This is a genomic window from Rossellomorea vietnamensis (assembly GCF_001305855.1).
In the GTDB taxonomy this organism is placed as follows: domain Bacteria; phylum Bacillota; class Bacilli; order Bacillales; family Bacillaceae_B; genus Rossellomorea; species Rossellomorea vietnamensis_A.
The window spans coordinates 64,220-78,441 of the sequence record NZ_LIXZ01000006.1; the positions used below are offsets into that span (position 1 = coordinate 64,220).

A 14,222-nucleotide genomic window follows, 5' to 3' on the forward strand; every position below is an offset into this window, starting at 1 on the left:
GGGGTATTATGAAGCTTAGTGATATGAAAAGTCAATCATTCAGTCGTCATACACTGTCAGAATGGCAGGAAGCTGCTGAAAAAGCGTTAAAGGGGAAGGGAATAAGTTCCTTACATACAAGCACATATGAAAATATTGATCTTAAACCATTATTTTTAGCGGAAGACGCACCTCAAATTGATAGGGTGAAAGATTATATCCCGAATATTGATGACAAATTGGAACGAACTCATAAATGGTACATTGCCCAGCCAATCAAAAGGGAATCCTGGGGAGAACTCTCAGCAGCCGTGAGGGATGCGTTGTCCCGGGGGCAAAACTGTCTGTCGTTTTCCATTGGGGACCTGGACAAGGCTCAGGACCTCGTGCCATTCATGAACGATATGGGAGAATTTGATGCTCCTGTTTTTTCGATAGATCAGGCTACATCAATAGCCATCCATGGTGTGAGGGACATTCCGGAGAGGATGGAGATGACAGGCGTTATTGGATACGACCCCATCTCAGAGGAAGGATGGACCTATGAAAGCAGATTGGAACGGTGGCTGAATGTTGTCGAAGGATCGACTATGGATCTGTCAGGGGTTAAAGCCCTGATTGTGAATTCAGCTCCCTATCATAATAAAGGCGCAAGTGCTACACAGGAGCTTGCTTATGCACTGAGTGAAGGTGTCGCTTATTTGGAGGCTGTTCAGGATAGAGGGTGGGAAATCGAGAAGGCTGCCCAAACCTTACACTTCCATTTTTCAATAGGAAGTCATTTCTTTATGGAAATCGCGAAAATCAGGGCATTTAAGAAACTGTGGCAGGGAGTCTTAACTTCTTACGGCTTGAATGAACAAAGTATCGTAAAATCCATCAGCATCAGTGCAGAGACCTCCCGATTCAACAAATCGACCTTGGATTCCTATGTCAACATTTTACGCGGGGGTGGGGAAGCATTCTCTGCGATCCTCGCAGGGGTCGATTATCTTGTCGTAGCCCCGTTCAATGAGGTGAGCGGCGAAGTGACTCCCCTCGCTGAAAGGATTGCCAGAAACACTCAACTTGTCCTGGGGGAAGAAGCCCATTTGAATAAGGTCCTGGACCCTGGTGGCGGTTCTTATTATGTAGAATGGCTTTCAGATGAAGTAGGAAAGCGTGCATGGAAGGAATTCCAGCAGGTTGATAAAGAGGGTGGGATCCTTGCCCTCCTTGCTAATGGATCGATAGAAGAGAAGATAAGAGTAGTAAGGGACGCCCGCATCAAGGACCTGGCCACCCGGAAGAACTCCATGATCGGGACGAACATCTATGCAAATCTGGAAGAGACCCTTCCGATTTCTCCAGCAGCGGGAGAACGGCTCTCTCTTCCTTTTGAAAGAGTAAGAGAGCGGGCACAGAAGCTCGGAGATATTCCCACTGCAGGCCTGATCGGGTTAGGCGAACTGAAAACGTATAAGCCCCGTGCCGACTTTGTAAAAGGATTTTTAGCGACGGGAGGCATTCAGACGCATCAAAGTACGGATTGCTTCTCCAAGGAAGATATCCTGCAATTCGTGGAAGAAACCCGGTATCCGTACTATGTGGTGTGCGGAAAGGACGAAGAATATCTTGATAAACTTTCAATGATCACTGAAGCCGTCCATCTCGTTGATTCTTCCATTGTGGTTGACCTGGCGGGCAGAATTCCTGAGGAAAATAGAAGTGAATGGATCCTTAAGGGATTGAACGGTTCCATCTACAACAAACAAAACATACTTGAAAAACTTGATGCACTATTAACGATTTGGGAGGAGGGGAAAGAAAATGAGGAAGCCTGATTGGCAACAAATTAACCCGTATTCGAATGTGGGGGCAGCGGGGGACCTTCCCCTTACCGGCACTCCCTACGAAACGAATGAAAAAATCGATATAAAAGCTTTATATACAGAAAGAGACTCGGAAAATATTTCGCATGGAGAAGATTTACCCGGCCTCGCTCCGTACACTAGGGGGCCGTATCCGACGATGTATGTGAATCGTCCATGGACGGTCAGGCAGTATGCGGGATTTTCAACCGCTGAAGAAAGCAATGCTTTTTATAGAAGAAATTTAAGTATGGGGCAGAAAGGGTTGTCGGTGGCATTTGATTTGGCGACTCACCGCGGATATGACTCGGATCATCCAAGGGTTGTAGGGGATGTAGGTAAAGCGGGCGTCGCCATCGATTCCATCCTGGACATGAAGATATTGTTCGACGGGATCCCCCTTGATCAAATGTCCGTTTCCATGACGATGAATGGGGCTGTTCTGCCCATCCTTGCTTTTTATATCGTGACGGCAGAAGAGCAGGGTGTGTCGAAGGAGAAGCTTTCCGGTACGATCCAGAACGATATCTTAAAGGAATACATGGTCAGGAATACGTACATCTATCCACCTGAAACGTCCATGAACATCATCGCGGATATTTTCGAGTATACATCCAAACATATGCCGAAATTCAACAGCATCAGCATTTCCGGGTATCATATGCAAGAAGCCGGGGCACCTGCTGATATTGAGCTTGCTTATACGCTGGCGGATGGTCTCGAGTATGTCAGGACCGGACTTCAGGCAGGGATCGACATCGATTCCTTTGCACCGAGACTTTCATTCTTTTGGGCCATCGGCATGAACTATTTCATGGAAGTGGCCAAGATGAGGGCGGCCAGGAGGATTTGGGCGAAGATGATGAAGACATTCACCCCCCGGAATCCTAAATCGATGGCGCTCAGGACCCATTCCCAAACATCCGGATGGAGCTTGACGGAACAGGATCCTTATAATAATGTCATCCGTACGTTACTCGAAGCCCATGCAGCTGCGATGGGTCATACGCAGTCGCTCCATACGAATGCCCTTGACGAAGCGATCGCCCTGCCGACAGACTTTTCGGCGCGTATCGCGCGCAATACCCAGCTGTATCTACAAGAAGAAACAGGCATAACGAAAGTGATCGACCCATGGGCCGGTTCCCACTATGTCGAAACACTGACTCATCAACTGATGGAAAAGGCATGGGAGCATATTGAAGAAATCGAAGAACTCGGAGGCATGACGAAAGCAATCGAAACGGGCTTGCCGAAGATGCGCATCGAGGAAGCTGCTGCCAGAAGACAAGCAATGATCGATTCAGGGGACGAGTCCATCATCGGAGTGAATAAATACCGTCTGGATAAAGAAGATCCGATTGAAACACTCGACATCGATAATACAGTGGTCAGACAGAAGCAGATCGAACGGATCCAGAAGTTGAAAGAAGAACGAAATGAAGAGAAAGTCACTGAAACCCTGGAAGCTTTGACGCGAACTGCAGAAACAGGCGAAGGGAACCTCCTTGAAAAAGCCGTAGATGCGGCAAGGGCACGTGCCACCTTAGGAGAAATCTCCGATGCAATAGAAAAAGTTTCCGGAAGGCATAAAGCGACGATCCGGAGTATAAGCGGGGTGTATAGTTCGAATTTCTCGAATGAACAGGAAATCAACATCGTGAAAGAGATGACGGAAGAATTTCTGGAGAACGAAGGAAGAAGACCCCGTATCCTCATTGCCAAGATGGGACAGGACGGCCATGACAGGGGCGCGAAAGTAATCAGCACTGCATTTGCCGATCTTGGATTTGACGTTGATATCGGACCATTGTTTCAAACACCCGAAGAAACAGCTCTTCAGGCCGTTGAAAACGATGTACACGTCATCGGGGTAAGCTCATTGGCCGCCGGTCATAAAACGCTTCTGCCTCAATTAGTGGCGGAACTGAAGAAACTTGGAAGGGAAGACATCCTTGTCGTCATCGGCGGAGTGATTCCAGCGAAAGACTATGATTTTCTTTTAACCAATGGGGCATCTGCCGTCTTTGGCCCTGGAACGATCATTCCTGTAGCCGCACAAAAAGTGATCAAAGAAATATATGAAGTGCTCGGCTATGAGGAAGTGGCTGAATAATGACAGAGCATCAGTCGGGACGAAAGAAGAGGTTTGTGAAAAAGAAAAAGGATCCCGTTTCGATCAGTGACTTAAAGAGTGGGGTCCTGAACGGTGACCGCAGTCACTTAGCGAAAGCCATCACGTTGATAGAGAGCAACGCGGAAGAGCATTATGCGTTGGGACAGGAGCTACTGCAAGAACTCCTCCCCCATACCGGTAAAAGCTTCCGGATCGGGATCACTGGTGTGCCTGGAGCCGGGAAAAGCACGTTTATCGAACAATTCGGGGAGATGTTGTGTAACGATGGTCATCGTGTTGCCGTTCTCGCCATCGATCCAAGCTCCTCTATTTCAGGTGGCAGCATTTTAGGCGATAAAACGAGGATGGAGCAGTTATCGAAGAATCCCCGTGCCTTTGTCAGGCCCTCCCCAACGGCAGGGACGCTTGGAGGAGTCCACCGGAAAACCAATGAAACCCTCCTCTTATGCGAGGCCGCAGGGTATGACCTCATCATCATAGAGACCGTTGGGGTCGGTCAGAGTGAAGTCATGGTCAGACAGATGGTTGATTTCTTCCTGCTGCTCGTCATTACGGGAGCGGGAGACGAGCTTCAGGGAATGAAAAAAGGAATCATGGAGCTTGCCGACGTGTTGCTCGTCAACAAAGCAGATGGAGAGAATAAGCCTCTCGCGGAAAAGACGAGGAGGGAGCTCAATCAAATCCTTCACTTCCTGATTCCTGCCACAAAAGGCTGGAGTTCAAAGGCTTATACCTGTTCGGCAATGAAAAATGAGGGATTGAAGGAACTATGGGATGTGGTCCAACAATTCGAAGATCAGACAAAAGAACAGGGTGTATTCCAGGAAAGAAGGCTTCTCCAGAAACAGGAATGGTTCCATACGATGTTGAAAGAAAGAATACTGTCAGACTTCTTCTTCCATCCGCACATCAAGTCATCCCTTCCCCGCCTGGAAGACAGGGTGAGAACCGGGGATTTTACCACTTCCCAGGCGGTGGAAGAATTGTTGACACTATATAAACAAGCTATACTCGATGGGAATCGTTCATTTTGATTGAAAGATAGGGTTTGAAATTGTTATGATAGGGGTATATCAGATCCTCTTGTTTTTTGTGAGATATGATTAAGTCAGCGATTAAAGGAGAGTTCAAGCATGGATATAGATTTCAATTTATTTATGAACGACGTTGTCCGCCAGGCCCGTCAAGAAATCGAGACGGCAGGGTATACGCAATTGACAACAGAAGAAGAAGTAGACCAGGCTTTTTCTAAAGAAGGTACAACACTGGTCATGGTCAATTCTGTTTGTGGGTGCGCAGGAGGAATCGCCCGTCCCGCAGCCGCTCATTCCATTCACTTCGATAAGCGTCCGGATCAATTGGTCACGGTTTTCGCCGGACAGGATAAAGAAGCGACTGCGAAAGCACGCAGCTATTTCACAGGTTATCCGCCATCCTCACCGTCATTCGCCCTTTTGAAAGACGGAAAGCTCCTGACGATGGTTGAAAGACACGAGATAGAAGGACATGATCCAATGTCTGTCGTGAACAAACTTCAATCGTATTTTGATGAGTATTGTGAAGAGGTATAAAAATATTGTCAAGTTTCTCACTGATGAAGTGAGAGGCTTGACGTTTTTTTTATTTTTGAAGGAATTTTTTATTATGTCAGGAGCGATTCCTTATTTTGTAAAAAGACGCAATTCATAATGAGAATGACGCAATAAATAGAATAAAGACGCAATTAATCTCAAAACGACGCAATCACCTCCAGGAATGACGCAATGACGGGGGATCGATATGGTATTCAAACCTACTCATACCTGAAAGCTTCGTACTGACTTCCAAAGCCCGCATTGAAATACTCCCTATCTATTAATATTACCCGAGAAACCAATCTAAGGATGAACTAAACCATTTTTAAGCAGTTTCCAATAGCCTTGGATTCAAGCAACAACGCTATTCGTGCATATAAAATGAATAAAACATATCAACTACTAAGGTTAATGCATTGGAAAACAGTAGGAATCGGCCTATAATTTTCAGAATATATAATCATTTATCGATATTTATAAAGAGTATTGCATAAATATTGAACTCTGCTACAATACGAATATAGTAATTAATATACATTATATATTATATTTATACATTCTAACTCAGGAGGAATCACAATGAAAAAGCTATTATCTCTCGTATTAGTATTAATCCTTTCTACTACACTGGCAGCATGCGGCGCAGGAGAAGACAAGCCTGCTTCCGGGGAATCAAAGAAATTGATCATGGGGACGTCGGCAGACTATAAACCGTTTGAATATGTCGACACGGCCAACAGCGACAAAATCATTGGGTATGATATTGATCTTGCCAATATGCTCGCAGATGAAATGGGATACGAAATCGAAATCAAGGATATGGAATTCAGCGGATTGATTTCCGCCTTGAAAACGGGGCAGGTGGATTTTGTCCTTTCAGCCATGACGCCAACGCCGGAACGACAAAAGAATGTTGACTTCAGTGATGTCTACTACACGGCTAAAGATATGATCATCTCGACAAAGGAAAGCGGCATTCAAAGTGAGAAAGATCTGGATGGGAAAACGGTAGGAGTTCAATTAGGCTCGATTCAACAGGATGCTGCAGAAGAACTTTCAAAATCCATCAAGCTGAAAGTGGACACTCGTGATCGTATTCCTGAACTGATCCAGGATCTCCAAAATGGACGCTTCGACGCCATCATCATCGAAAATACAGTGGCAAACGGTTATTTGGACAAGAGTGACGAGCTTCAAGGAAATACGATGAATGTAAATGAAGAAGAGGCAGGTTCTGCGGTTGCCCTTCCAAAGGACAGCGAGCTGACTGGTAAATTCAATGACGCATTGAAGAAGCTTAAAGACAGTGGAGAATTGGATAAACTCGCTGAAAAATGGTTTGACGGAGAACAGTAGATCGATGAAGGGCTAACCTCTAATCCGGTTAGCCCTTCCTATTACATGACATTACAACTTTGGAGGGGATCATTATGCCATTAGATTTTGAACAACTGATTCCTTCGATCCCCTTTATTTTGGAAGGATTGAAGGTCACACTTAAAATTGTCGCGTTAGCAGGGGTGCTCGGGTTCGTATTCGGTATTCTTCTTGCCCTTTGTAAAATTAGTTCCATCAAACCTTTAACCCTGCTTGCGGATCTTTATACATCGATATTCAGGGGAACTCCGCTGGTCCTTCAGCTGATGATTATCTTTTACGGATCTCCTCAGCTTTTCGGGACACAGATTGAACCGTATTACGCAGCGATCCTCGCTTTTTCCCTTAATTCGGCTGCCTATATTTCCGAAATCATCCGTGCAGGGATCAATGCAGTGGATAAAGGGCAAACGGAAGCTACGATGGCTCTTGGGGTGCCTTACCGATTGATGATGAAAGACGTGATCCTGCCTCAGGCGATCAAAAATATCCTCCCTGCGTTGATGAACGAATTCATCACGCTCACCAAGGAATCCGCCATCGTCACGGTTATCGGGGCTGCAGATGTGATGAGACGTTCATACATGGTTGGAAGTGACTTGTATTCATTCTTTGAACCGCTTTTATTCGCAGGACTGATTTATTATGTGCTTGTTATGATTCTGACTTTACTCGGAAAAGTGTTGGAAGGGAGACTGCGTGGAAATGATTAAAGGTGAACAGATAACCAAGTCGTTTGGAAAGCTTCAGGTATTAAAGGGAATCGATTTCTTTGTTGAGAAAGGGGAAGTCGTCGCATTGATCGGGCCATCGGGTTCAGGGAAATCCACTTTATTGCGGTGTTTGAATCACCTGGAAGAACCTACATCGGGATCGATTTACTTCGAAGGATCCCTTGTGAAGGGGAAAGCGATCAACAAGGTAAGGCAGGACGTCGGCATGGTGTTTCAACATTTTCACCTCTTTCCTCATATGACCGCCTTGGAAAATGTCATTTACGCCCCAATGAAAGTGAAGGGGCTGACCAAAGAGGAAGCTGCGAAATTAGGGACGGACCTCCTGACGAAAGTCGGTCTGAAAGAAAAGAGCGATGAATACCCGAATCGTTTATCAGGAGGGCAGAAGCAGCGTGTGGCGATTGCGAGGGCACTTGCCATGGAACCGAAAGTCATGTTATTCGATGAACCGACGTCGGCCCTTGATCCCGAGATGGTGAAAGAGGTCCTGGATGTGATGAAGTCACTTGCTCACACAGGGATGACGATGATCATCGTGACCCATGAAATGGGCTTCGCTAGAGAGGTGGCGGACAGGATCCTTTTCATGGATGATGGGAAAATCATTGAAGAAGGAGAACCGCAAGCCTTTTTCTCCAACCCCCAAAGTGACAGAGGAAAAGGATTCCTTGAGAAAATATTATAATTAGGAGGGGTTAACGGCAGAAATCGTTACCCCTTCTTTTTATGTTCAATCCTGTTTGTGGTATTCTAGAGTAGCTAAAAAATGAAGTAGTTAGGAGAAAGTTGAATGTTTCGAATCGGATATCGGACACTTAAGACAGGAATCGGCACCGCGGCTGCCATCAGCATCGCCCAGTGGTTCCACCTGGATAATTTCGTATCAGCCGGGATATTGACGATCCTGTGCATTCAGAATACGAAGAAGAAATCGGTGAACGCATCATGGAGCCGTTTTTTGGCGTGTGTGATTGCCATGGTTTTTTCTGCCGCCTTTTTCGAGTTCCTTGCCTATCACCCGGCGGTCATCGGATTACTTCTTCTTGTGTTCATTCCAATCACCGTTAGCTTGAATATCAAAGAAGGGATCGTCACCAGTTCTGTCATCATCCTTCATGTATACTCAGCGGGACATGTCACCCTTGGCCTTTTTGAAAATGAGCTCGGGATCATCGTCATCGGGATCGGGATTGCCCTCTTGATGAATCTGTATATGCCGAGCGTCGATAAAAAGATGATTCAATATCAGGAGAAAATTGAAGCGAACTTTTATAAGATTTTTTGTGAAATGATCAACTATTTAAAGACAAGTGACAGCAATTGGGACGGCAAGGAAATCACGGAAACGGAGCAATTACTCAAAGAGGCGAAGACGATTGCCTTTAAAGATGTGGAAAACCATTTTTTAAGGGATGAGAACTTATACTATTTATATTTCAAAATGAGGGAGAAACAGTTTGAAATCCTTCAGCGCATCCTGCCGATTGCGACAAATATATCGTTAACCGTCGAGCAGGGCCATCGCATCGCAGATTTCCTGGAAGAACTGAGCGATCATATCCATCCAGGGAATACAGCGCTCTTTTACTTGAAAAAACTGTACGATATGAAAGTGGAATTCGAGCAGATGGAGCTGCCGAAAACGAGGGAAGAGTTTGAAACACGTGCCGCCCTTTATCAATTTGTTCAGGAAATGGAACAGTACCTCCTCCTGAAAAGCTCGTTCAAAGGAATAAAAAAGGAGGAAAGTGAAGCAAACTACACCTAAAACATGAAAAAGGTGATAGGATGCGTTTACTTCTTGCCATCATATTGTTTGCTTCACCACTATGGCCACTCGGGAGAAACCCGATCCCGGGAGATCCGTTTATCATCGTCAACAAGGAAACGAATCAATTGGCGTATGTTGACAATGGGAAGGTACAGGCTACCTTTCCCGTCGCAACAGGTAAAACGACTGCGCTCACTCCGGAAGGGTTGTTTAATGTTACGGTGAAAGCCAAGAACCCCTACTACCGTAAAAAGAACATCCCAGGGGGGGACCCGAGAAATCCTCTCGGAACCAGGTGGATCGGTTTCGATGCAGAAGGGACAGATGGCAGGATCTATGGAATCCATGGGACGAACCAGCCTTCGAGCATAGGGAAATATATTTCCAATGGATGCATCCGGATGCACAGTAGGAATGTTGAATATCTGTTTGACAAAGCACCCCTCGGCACCAAGGTACTCATTGTGAAATCGAAGAAAAGCTTCAATCAGTTGGGGAAAGAATATGGGGCACTAAAATAAAAAGAGGAGCTGCTGATCGATGGATTCGAAAAGCAGCTCCTTTTTCATTACTATTTTTATAATAAGAATGACAGCCCTGCCATGATCGTTGTTGCAATCATCGCAAACAGCATCACAAATACAATGATCTTTTGCATTTTTTTATTACTCATCGTATCGCTCCATTCTCCCACATGAGCGTGAGATAATTTTCAACTCTATTTTAACGTGAATAATGAGAGAAGACAACCATCGGAATAAAAGAAAACGCTTTAATTATTCGTCTCTATAGGAGGAAATTCGACAACAAGTATGGAATACTATATGGGTGGAGCATGCAAACAACAGGGGGATGATAGGGATGAAAAAGGTAGATCATATCGGAATAGCAGTTTCATCAATAGACAATGTTCTCGCATTTTATGAAGATACTCTCGGTCTTTCATTACTGAAGATGGAAGAGGTAGAGAGTCAAGGTGTCAAGGTGGCATTCATGGATGGCGGAAATCTTAAGCTCGAGTTACTTGAGCCACTACATAAAGAAAGCCCGATTGCAACATTCATAGAAAAAAAGGGTGAAGGGATTCACCATATAGCCTTCGGTGTAGAAGGAATCGAGGAGCGCATCAAAGAGCTCCAGACCAAAGGGGTTAGGATGATCAACGAAACGCCAAAGCCTGGTGCCGGCGGGGCATCTGTCGCTTTCATGCATCCGAAATCGGCCCACGGCGTTTTATACGAGCTTTGTGATAAATCCAACATCAAAGGGGAGTAATCATAATGGATATTTATGAAAAAATCAATGAATTATACGACCGCAGAAGAGAAGTGGAGCTTGGCGGCGGAGATGAAAAAATAGACAAGCAGCACGACAAAGGAAAGCTGACAGCGAGGGAACGGATCGATATCCTGGTTGATCCGGGGAGCTTTGTGGAGCTGAACCCATTCATCGAGCACAGATGCTCGGACTTTGGACTTGAAGGGGTACAGGGCCCCGGTGACGGGGTCGTGACAGGGTACGGCAAAGTAAACGGGAAACCAATATACTTATTCTCACAGGATTTCACTGTGTTCGGCGGTGCACTTGGAGAAATGCACGCGAAGAAGATTTCCCATGTAATGGATCTTGCCGTCAAGAATGGTGCTCCGTTCATCGGATTGAATGATTCTGGCGGGGCCAGGATTCAAGAAGGTGTCGTTTCTTTAGATGGCTATGGACATATCTTCTATCGAAACGCCGTCTATTCAGGTGTAATTCCGCAAATATCCGTCATCATGGGCCCTTGTGCCGGTGGAGCGGTTTACTCCCCCGCCATCACAGATTTTGTCTTTATGGTGGATGAGACGAGCCAAATGTTCATCACCGGACCTAAAGTCATTGAAACCGTAACAGGGGAAAAAATCAGCTCGGAGGATCTCGGTGGGGCAAAGGTTCATAACTCCATTAGCGGAAATGCCCATTTCAGGGGGGAAACCGAAGAAGAGGTGTTACAAGAGGTTCGAAGACTATTAGCTTACCTCCCTCAAAATAATGAAGAGAAGCCTCTGCGTTTAGAAGTGGATGAAGAAGATGATTACCGTGCCAACTTAACGGACCTGATCCCATTTGATGCGATTCGTCCCTATGACGTCCGTACCGTCATCAGTGAGATCGTCGATGAAGGAAGCTTCATGGAGGTTCAGAAGGAATTCGCCAAAAACATCGTTGTGGGGTTGGCGCGCATTAAAGGCGAAGTTGTCGGACTTGTATGCAACCAGCCGAAGTTCATGGCGGGAGGTCTTGATATCGACTCTTCCGACAAAGCATCCCGTTTCATCAGGTTCTGTGATTCCTTCAATATTCCTCTCATTACGTTTGAGGATGTTACGGGATTCTTCCCCGGAATCAAGCAGGAACATGGAGGGATCATCCGTCATGGTGCCAAGATTTTATACGCATATTCAGAAGCGACAGTCCCTAAAATGACCGTGATCCTAAGGAAAGCGTATGGCGGGGCGTATGTGGCACTGAATAGTAAATCGATCGGTGCGGATCTGGTCTTTGCCTGGCCGAATGCGGAAATCGCCGTCATGGGGCCTCAAGGAGCAGCCAATATCATTTTTGCCAGGGAAATTGCAAACAGTGATCATCCTGAAGAGCTTCGCGAACAAAAAATCGAAGAGTACCGTGAGAAATTCGCGAATCCATATGTCGCCGCGTCACGTGGAATGGTGGATGATGTCATCGATCCCCGTGAAACCCGGATCAAATTGATTCAAGGGTTGGAAATGATGAGAAACAAACGGGAAGAACGACCGAAGAAGAAGCACGGCAATATCCCATTGTAAAAGGTGTACCATTTGTTGAACGGAGTTATTCACGCTATACTATAGGAGTGAATACATATTTGTGGAGGTCTACTAATGATTAATGAAGAGCGTTTATTAAATGAGTTCCTGGAATTGGTGCAGATCGATTCTGAAACGAAAGAAGAAGCGGAAATCGCGAAAGTATTGACTAAGAAATTCTCCGATCTTGGAGTAGAGGTATTCGAAGACGACACGATGGGTGAAACGGGCCATGGTGCAGGTAACCTGATCTGTACATTGAAAGGAAATAAAGAGGGCGTAGATACCATTTATTTCACTTCCCATATGGATACAGTGGTCCCTGCCAAAGGGGTAAAGCCTACTCTTAAAGAAGATGGCTACATCTATTCCGATGGAACAACCATACTCGGAGCAGATGATAAAGCGGGTCTTGCCACTATGCTTGAATCCGTGCGTGTCCTTAAGGAAAACAATATTTCACATGGCGATATCCAGTTCATCATCACAGTTGGGGAAGAATCCGGTCTCGTTGGAGCAAAAGCCCTTGATTCCTCACTAGTTAAAGCGAAATACGGTTTCGCCCTCGATAGTGACGGCAAAGTCGGAAACATCATCGTAGCAGCACCGACACAGGCTAAAGTGAAGGCGACGATCTTCGGAAAAACGGCACACGCAGGCGTAGCACCTGAAAAAGGCGTTTCTGCCATCACGATTGCAGCGAAAGCCATTTCTAAAATGCCACTTGGACGCATCGATAAAGAAACAACGGCGAACATCGGCCGTTTTGAAGGCGGAAAAGCAACGAATATTGTATGCGAACAAGCCGATATCCTTGCTGAAGCCCGTTCACTGGTTCCTGAAAAAATGGAAGCACAGGTAGAAAAAATGAAAGCTGCCTTCACTTCCGTTGCTGAAGAAATGGGCGGGAAAGCGGAAGTCGAAGTTCAAGTCATGTACCCGGGCTTTAAGTTCAAAGACGGTGACGAAGTAGTGGAAGTGGCAAAACGCGCGGCGAAGAAAATCGGTCGCCCAAGCGAGCTGCTGACAAGCGGGGGCGGAAGCGACGCCAACGTCATCGCCGGATTAGGAGTACCGACCGTCAACCTTGCAGTAGGCTACGAAGAAATCCACACCAAAAGCGAAAGAATGCCAGTAGAAGAACTAAACAAACTCTCTGAAATGGTCGTCGCAATCATTCAAGAAGTCGCTGGGGAATAGAAAAACGGAAGTGGCTTGCTCTGGGGCGACAAGCATAAGACGAGTAACCCGGAAAGGCGCCCTTTGCCTTTTGGGGTTACTTGGCTTATGACCTCGAGCCCCAAGCCCCTGCAGCTGGACAAAGAAAAGCGGAGCCGGCTCGTTCAGGCCCGACAAGCATAAGATGTCCACGTATAAAGGTTAACCCCTTTGTGCGTGGACATTTTCTTCTTTCATATCAGCACCCAACCTTTCTGAAATATGGTACATTAGTAGTATACATATCAGAAATGCGAGAGGGGACGTTATACATTGCCGAAAGTAGTGGTATTTCATGCTGGAAAAGAAGAATATGCTCTGCCGATTGAGAACGTAGTATCGATTGAAAAGGTGGAGGAGATCAGGTCGATCCCTCACTTACCCCCATTTGTCCTGGGACTTGTAAAGGTCAGGGGAGAGCTGATTCCGGTCCTTGATTTAGGGAACATCCTTTATAACACCCCTGCAATTGCTGAAAAAGGAATGTTTCTCCTGGTCGTCCAGACGAAAACGATGCAGGTCGGTTTGGTCGTGATGGAAGCAAAGGAAATCCTTGAAGTTCCAGATGAATCGATTACAAACGTCGGTTTGCTAGCTTATTCGAAAACAACCTATTTTTCAGGAGTCATCAATCTTGAAGATTCCCTTTTAACCCAGATCGATCCCGATGTTTTAGTAGAGAGCTTAGAAGGTATAAAAGAAATAAAGGATTATGTGAACGAGCAAAAAACACATCAAAACTAGACAAAGA

14 protein-coding genes are annotated in these 14,222 nt (G+C 45.8%); 13 read left to right on the forward strand and 1 reads right to left on the reverse strand.

The features are described from left to right. Window positions 1-8 precede the first annotated feature (8 nt). The 9 genes from AM506_RS09355 (at window position 9) to AM506_RS09395 (ending at window position 9,946) form a co-directional block, all read left to right on the forward strand. Window positions 9-1,802, forward strand: a complete 1,794-nt coding sequence (locus AM506_RS09355; RefSeq protein ID WP_060672237.1) for a methylmalonyl-CoA mutase family protein — start codon at window positions 9-11, stop codon at window positions 1,800-1,802. Further along, on the forward strand, window positions 1,789-3,945 hold the full coding sequence (scpA, locus tag AM506_RS09360) for a methylmalonyl-CoA mutase (protein WP_060672238.1): 2,157 nt from the start codon (window positions 1,789-1,791) through the stop codon (window positions 3,943-3,945). Before AM506_RS09355 ends, scpA begins: the two co-directional genes overlap by 14 nt. After that, window positions 3,945-5,000, forward strand: a complete 1,056-nt coding sequence (meaB, locus tag AM506_RS09365) for a methylmalonyl Co-A mutase-associated GTPase MeaB (protein ID WP_060672239.1) — start codon at window positions 3,945-3,947, stop codon at window positions 4,998-5,000. Before scpA ends, meaB begins: the two co-directional genes overlap by 1 nt. A 99-nt stretch (window positions 5,001-5,099) precedes the next feature. Continuing rightward, entirely contained in the window at window positions 5,100-5,537 is a 438-nt protein-coding gene (locus tag AM506_RS09370; protein WP_034758093.1) for a BrxA/BrxB family bacilliredoxin, read from the forward strand. Between the two features lie 582 nt (window positions 5,538-6,119). After that, entirely contained in the window at window positions 6,120-6,896 is a 777-nt protein-coding gene (locus AM506_RS09375) for a transporter substrate-binding domain-containing protein (RefSeq protein WP_060672240.1), read from the forward strand. Window positions 6,897-6,970: 74 nt separating this feature from the next. After that, a complete protein-coding gene (locus tag AM506_RS09380; RefSeq protein WP_060672241.1) occupies window positions 6,971-7,630 on the forward strand; it encodes an amino acid ABC transporter permease in 660 nt (219 codons plus the stop codon). Further along, window positions 7,623-8,339, forward strand: a complete 717-nt coding sequence (locus AM506_RS09385) for an amino acid ABC transporter ATP-binding protein (RefSeq protein WP_060672242.1) — start codon at window positions 7,623-7,625, stop codon at window positions 8,337-8,339. Before AM506_RS09380 ends, AM506_RS09385 begins: the two co-directional genes overlap by 8 nt. Window positions 8,340-8,444: 105 nt before the next feature. Continuing rightward, window positions 8,445-9,422 (forward strand): aromatic acid exporter family protein, encoded by a 978-nt coding sequence (locus AM506_RS09390; protein WP_060672243.1) that lies wholly within the window; start codon window positions 8,445-8,447, stop codon window positions 9,420-9,422. Between the two features lie 20 nt (window positions 9,423-9,442). Further along, on the forward strand, window positions 9,443-9,946 hold the full coding sequence (locus tag AM506_RS09395) for a L,D-transpeptidase (RefSeq protein WP_060672244.1): 504 nt from the start codon (window positions 9,443-9,445) through the stop codon (window positions 9,944-9,946). 56 nt (window positions 9,947-10,002) lie between these two features. On the opposite strand, the gene prli42 is transcribed toward AM506_RS09395, so the two are convergent. Continuing rightward, window positions 10,003-10,098: a stressosome-associated protein Prli42 gene (gene prli42 / locus AM506_RS22490; RefSeq protein ID WP_152968565.1), complete on the reverse strand. Its 96-nt coding sequence runs from the start codon at window positions 10,096-10,098 to the stop codon at window positions 10,003-10,005. Between the two features lie 188 nt (window positions 10,099-10,286). Between prli42 and mce the strand changes: the two genes are divergently transcribed. From mce to AM506_RS09415, 4 genes are all read left to right on the forward strand, one after another. Continuing rightward, on the forward strand, window positions 10,287-10,700 hold the full coding sequence (gene mce, locus AM506_RS09400) for a methylmalonyl-CoA epimerase (RefSeq protein ID WP_060672245.1): 414 nt from the start codon (window positions 10,287-10,289) through the stop codon (window positions 10,698-10,700). A gap of 5 nt (window positions 10,701-10,705) precedes the next feature. Further along, a complete protein-coding gene (locus AM506_RS09405) occupies window positions 10,706-12,253 on the forward strand; it encodes an acyl-CoA carboxylase subunit beta (RefSeq protein ID WP_060672246.1) in 1,548 nt (515 codons plus the stop codon). Window positions 12,254-12,328: 75 nt separating this feature from the next. Next, on the forward strand, window positions 12,329-13,453 hold the full coding sequence (locus AM506_RS09410) for a tripeptidase T (protein ID WP_060672247.1): 1,125 nt from the start codon (window positions 12,329-12,331) through the stop codon (window positions 13,451-13,453). A 291-nt stretch (window positions 13,454-13,744) separates the two neighbouring features. Next, window positions 13,745-14,215, forward strand: coding sequence for a chemotaxis protein CheW (locus tag AM506_RS09415; RefSeq protein ID WP_060672248.1), 471 nt, complete (start codon window positions 13,745-13,747; stop codon window positions 14,213-14,215). Window positions 14,216-14,222: the final 7 nt, after the last annotated feature.

Coding starts and splice junctions, on each gene's coding strand:
- AM506_RS09405 (WP_060672246.1), top strand. CDS start 10,706: ATGGATATTTATGAAAAAATCAATGAATTATACGACCGCAGAAGAGAA.
- AM506_RS09375 (WP_060672240.1), top strand. CDS start 6,120: ATGAAAAAGCTATTATCTCTCGTATTAGTATTAATCCTTTCTACTACA.
- scpA (WP_060672238.1), top strand. CDS start 1,789: ATGAGGAAGCCTGATTGGCAACAAATTAACCCGTATTCGAATGTGGGG.
- AM506_RS09390 (WP_060672243.1), top strand. CDS start 8,445: ATGTTTCGAATCGGATATCGGACACTTAAGACAGGAATCGGCACCGCG.
- AM506_RS09355 (WP_060672237.1), top strand. CDS start 9: ATGAAGCTTAGTGATATGAAAAGTCAATCATTCAGTCGTCATACACTG.
- mce (WP_060672245.1), top strand. CDS start 10,287: ATGAAAAAGGTAGATCATATCGGAATAGCAGTTTCATCAATAGACAAT.
- prli42 (WP_152968565.1), bottom strand. CDS start 10,098: ATGAGTAATAAAAAAATGCAAAAGATCATTGTATTTGTGATGCTGTTT.
- AM506_RS09410 (WP_060672247.1), top strand. CDS start 12,329: ATGATTAATGAAGAGCGTTTATTAAATGAGTTCCTGGAATTGGTGCAG.
- AM506_RS09370 (WP_034758093.1), top strand. CDS start 5,100: ATGGATATAGATTTCAATTTATTTATGAACGACGTTGTCCGCCAGGCC.
- AM506_RS09380 (WP_060672241.1), top strand. CDS start 6,971: ATGCCATTAGATTTTGAACAACTGATTCCTTCGATCCCCTTTATTTTG.
- meaB (WP_060672239.1), top strand. CDS start 3,945: ATGACAGAGCATCAGTCGGGACGAAAGAAGAGGTTTGTGAAAAAGAAA.
- AM506_RS09385 (WP_060672242.1), top strand. CDS start 7,623: ATGATTAAAGGTGAACAGATAACCAAGTCGTTTGGAAAGCTTCAGGTA.
- AM506_RS09395 (WP_060672244.1), top strand. CDS start 9,443: ATGCGTTTACTTCTTGCCATCATATTGTTTGCTTCACCACTATGGCCA.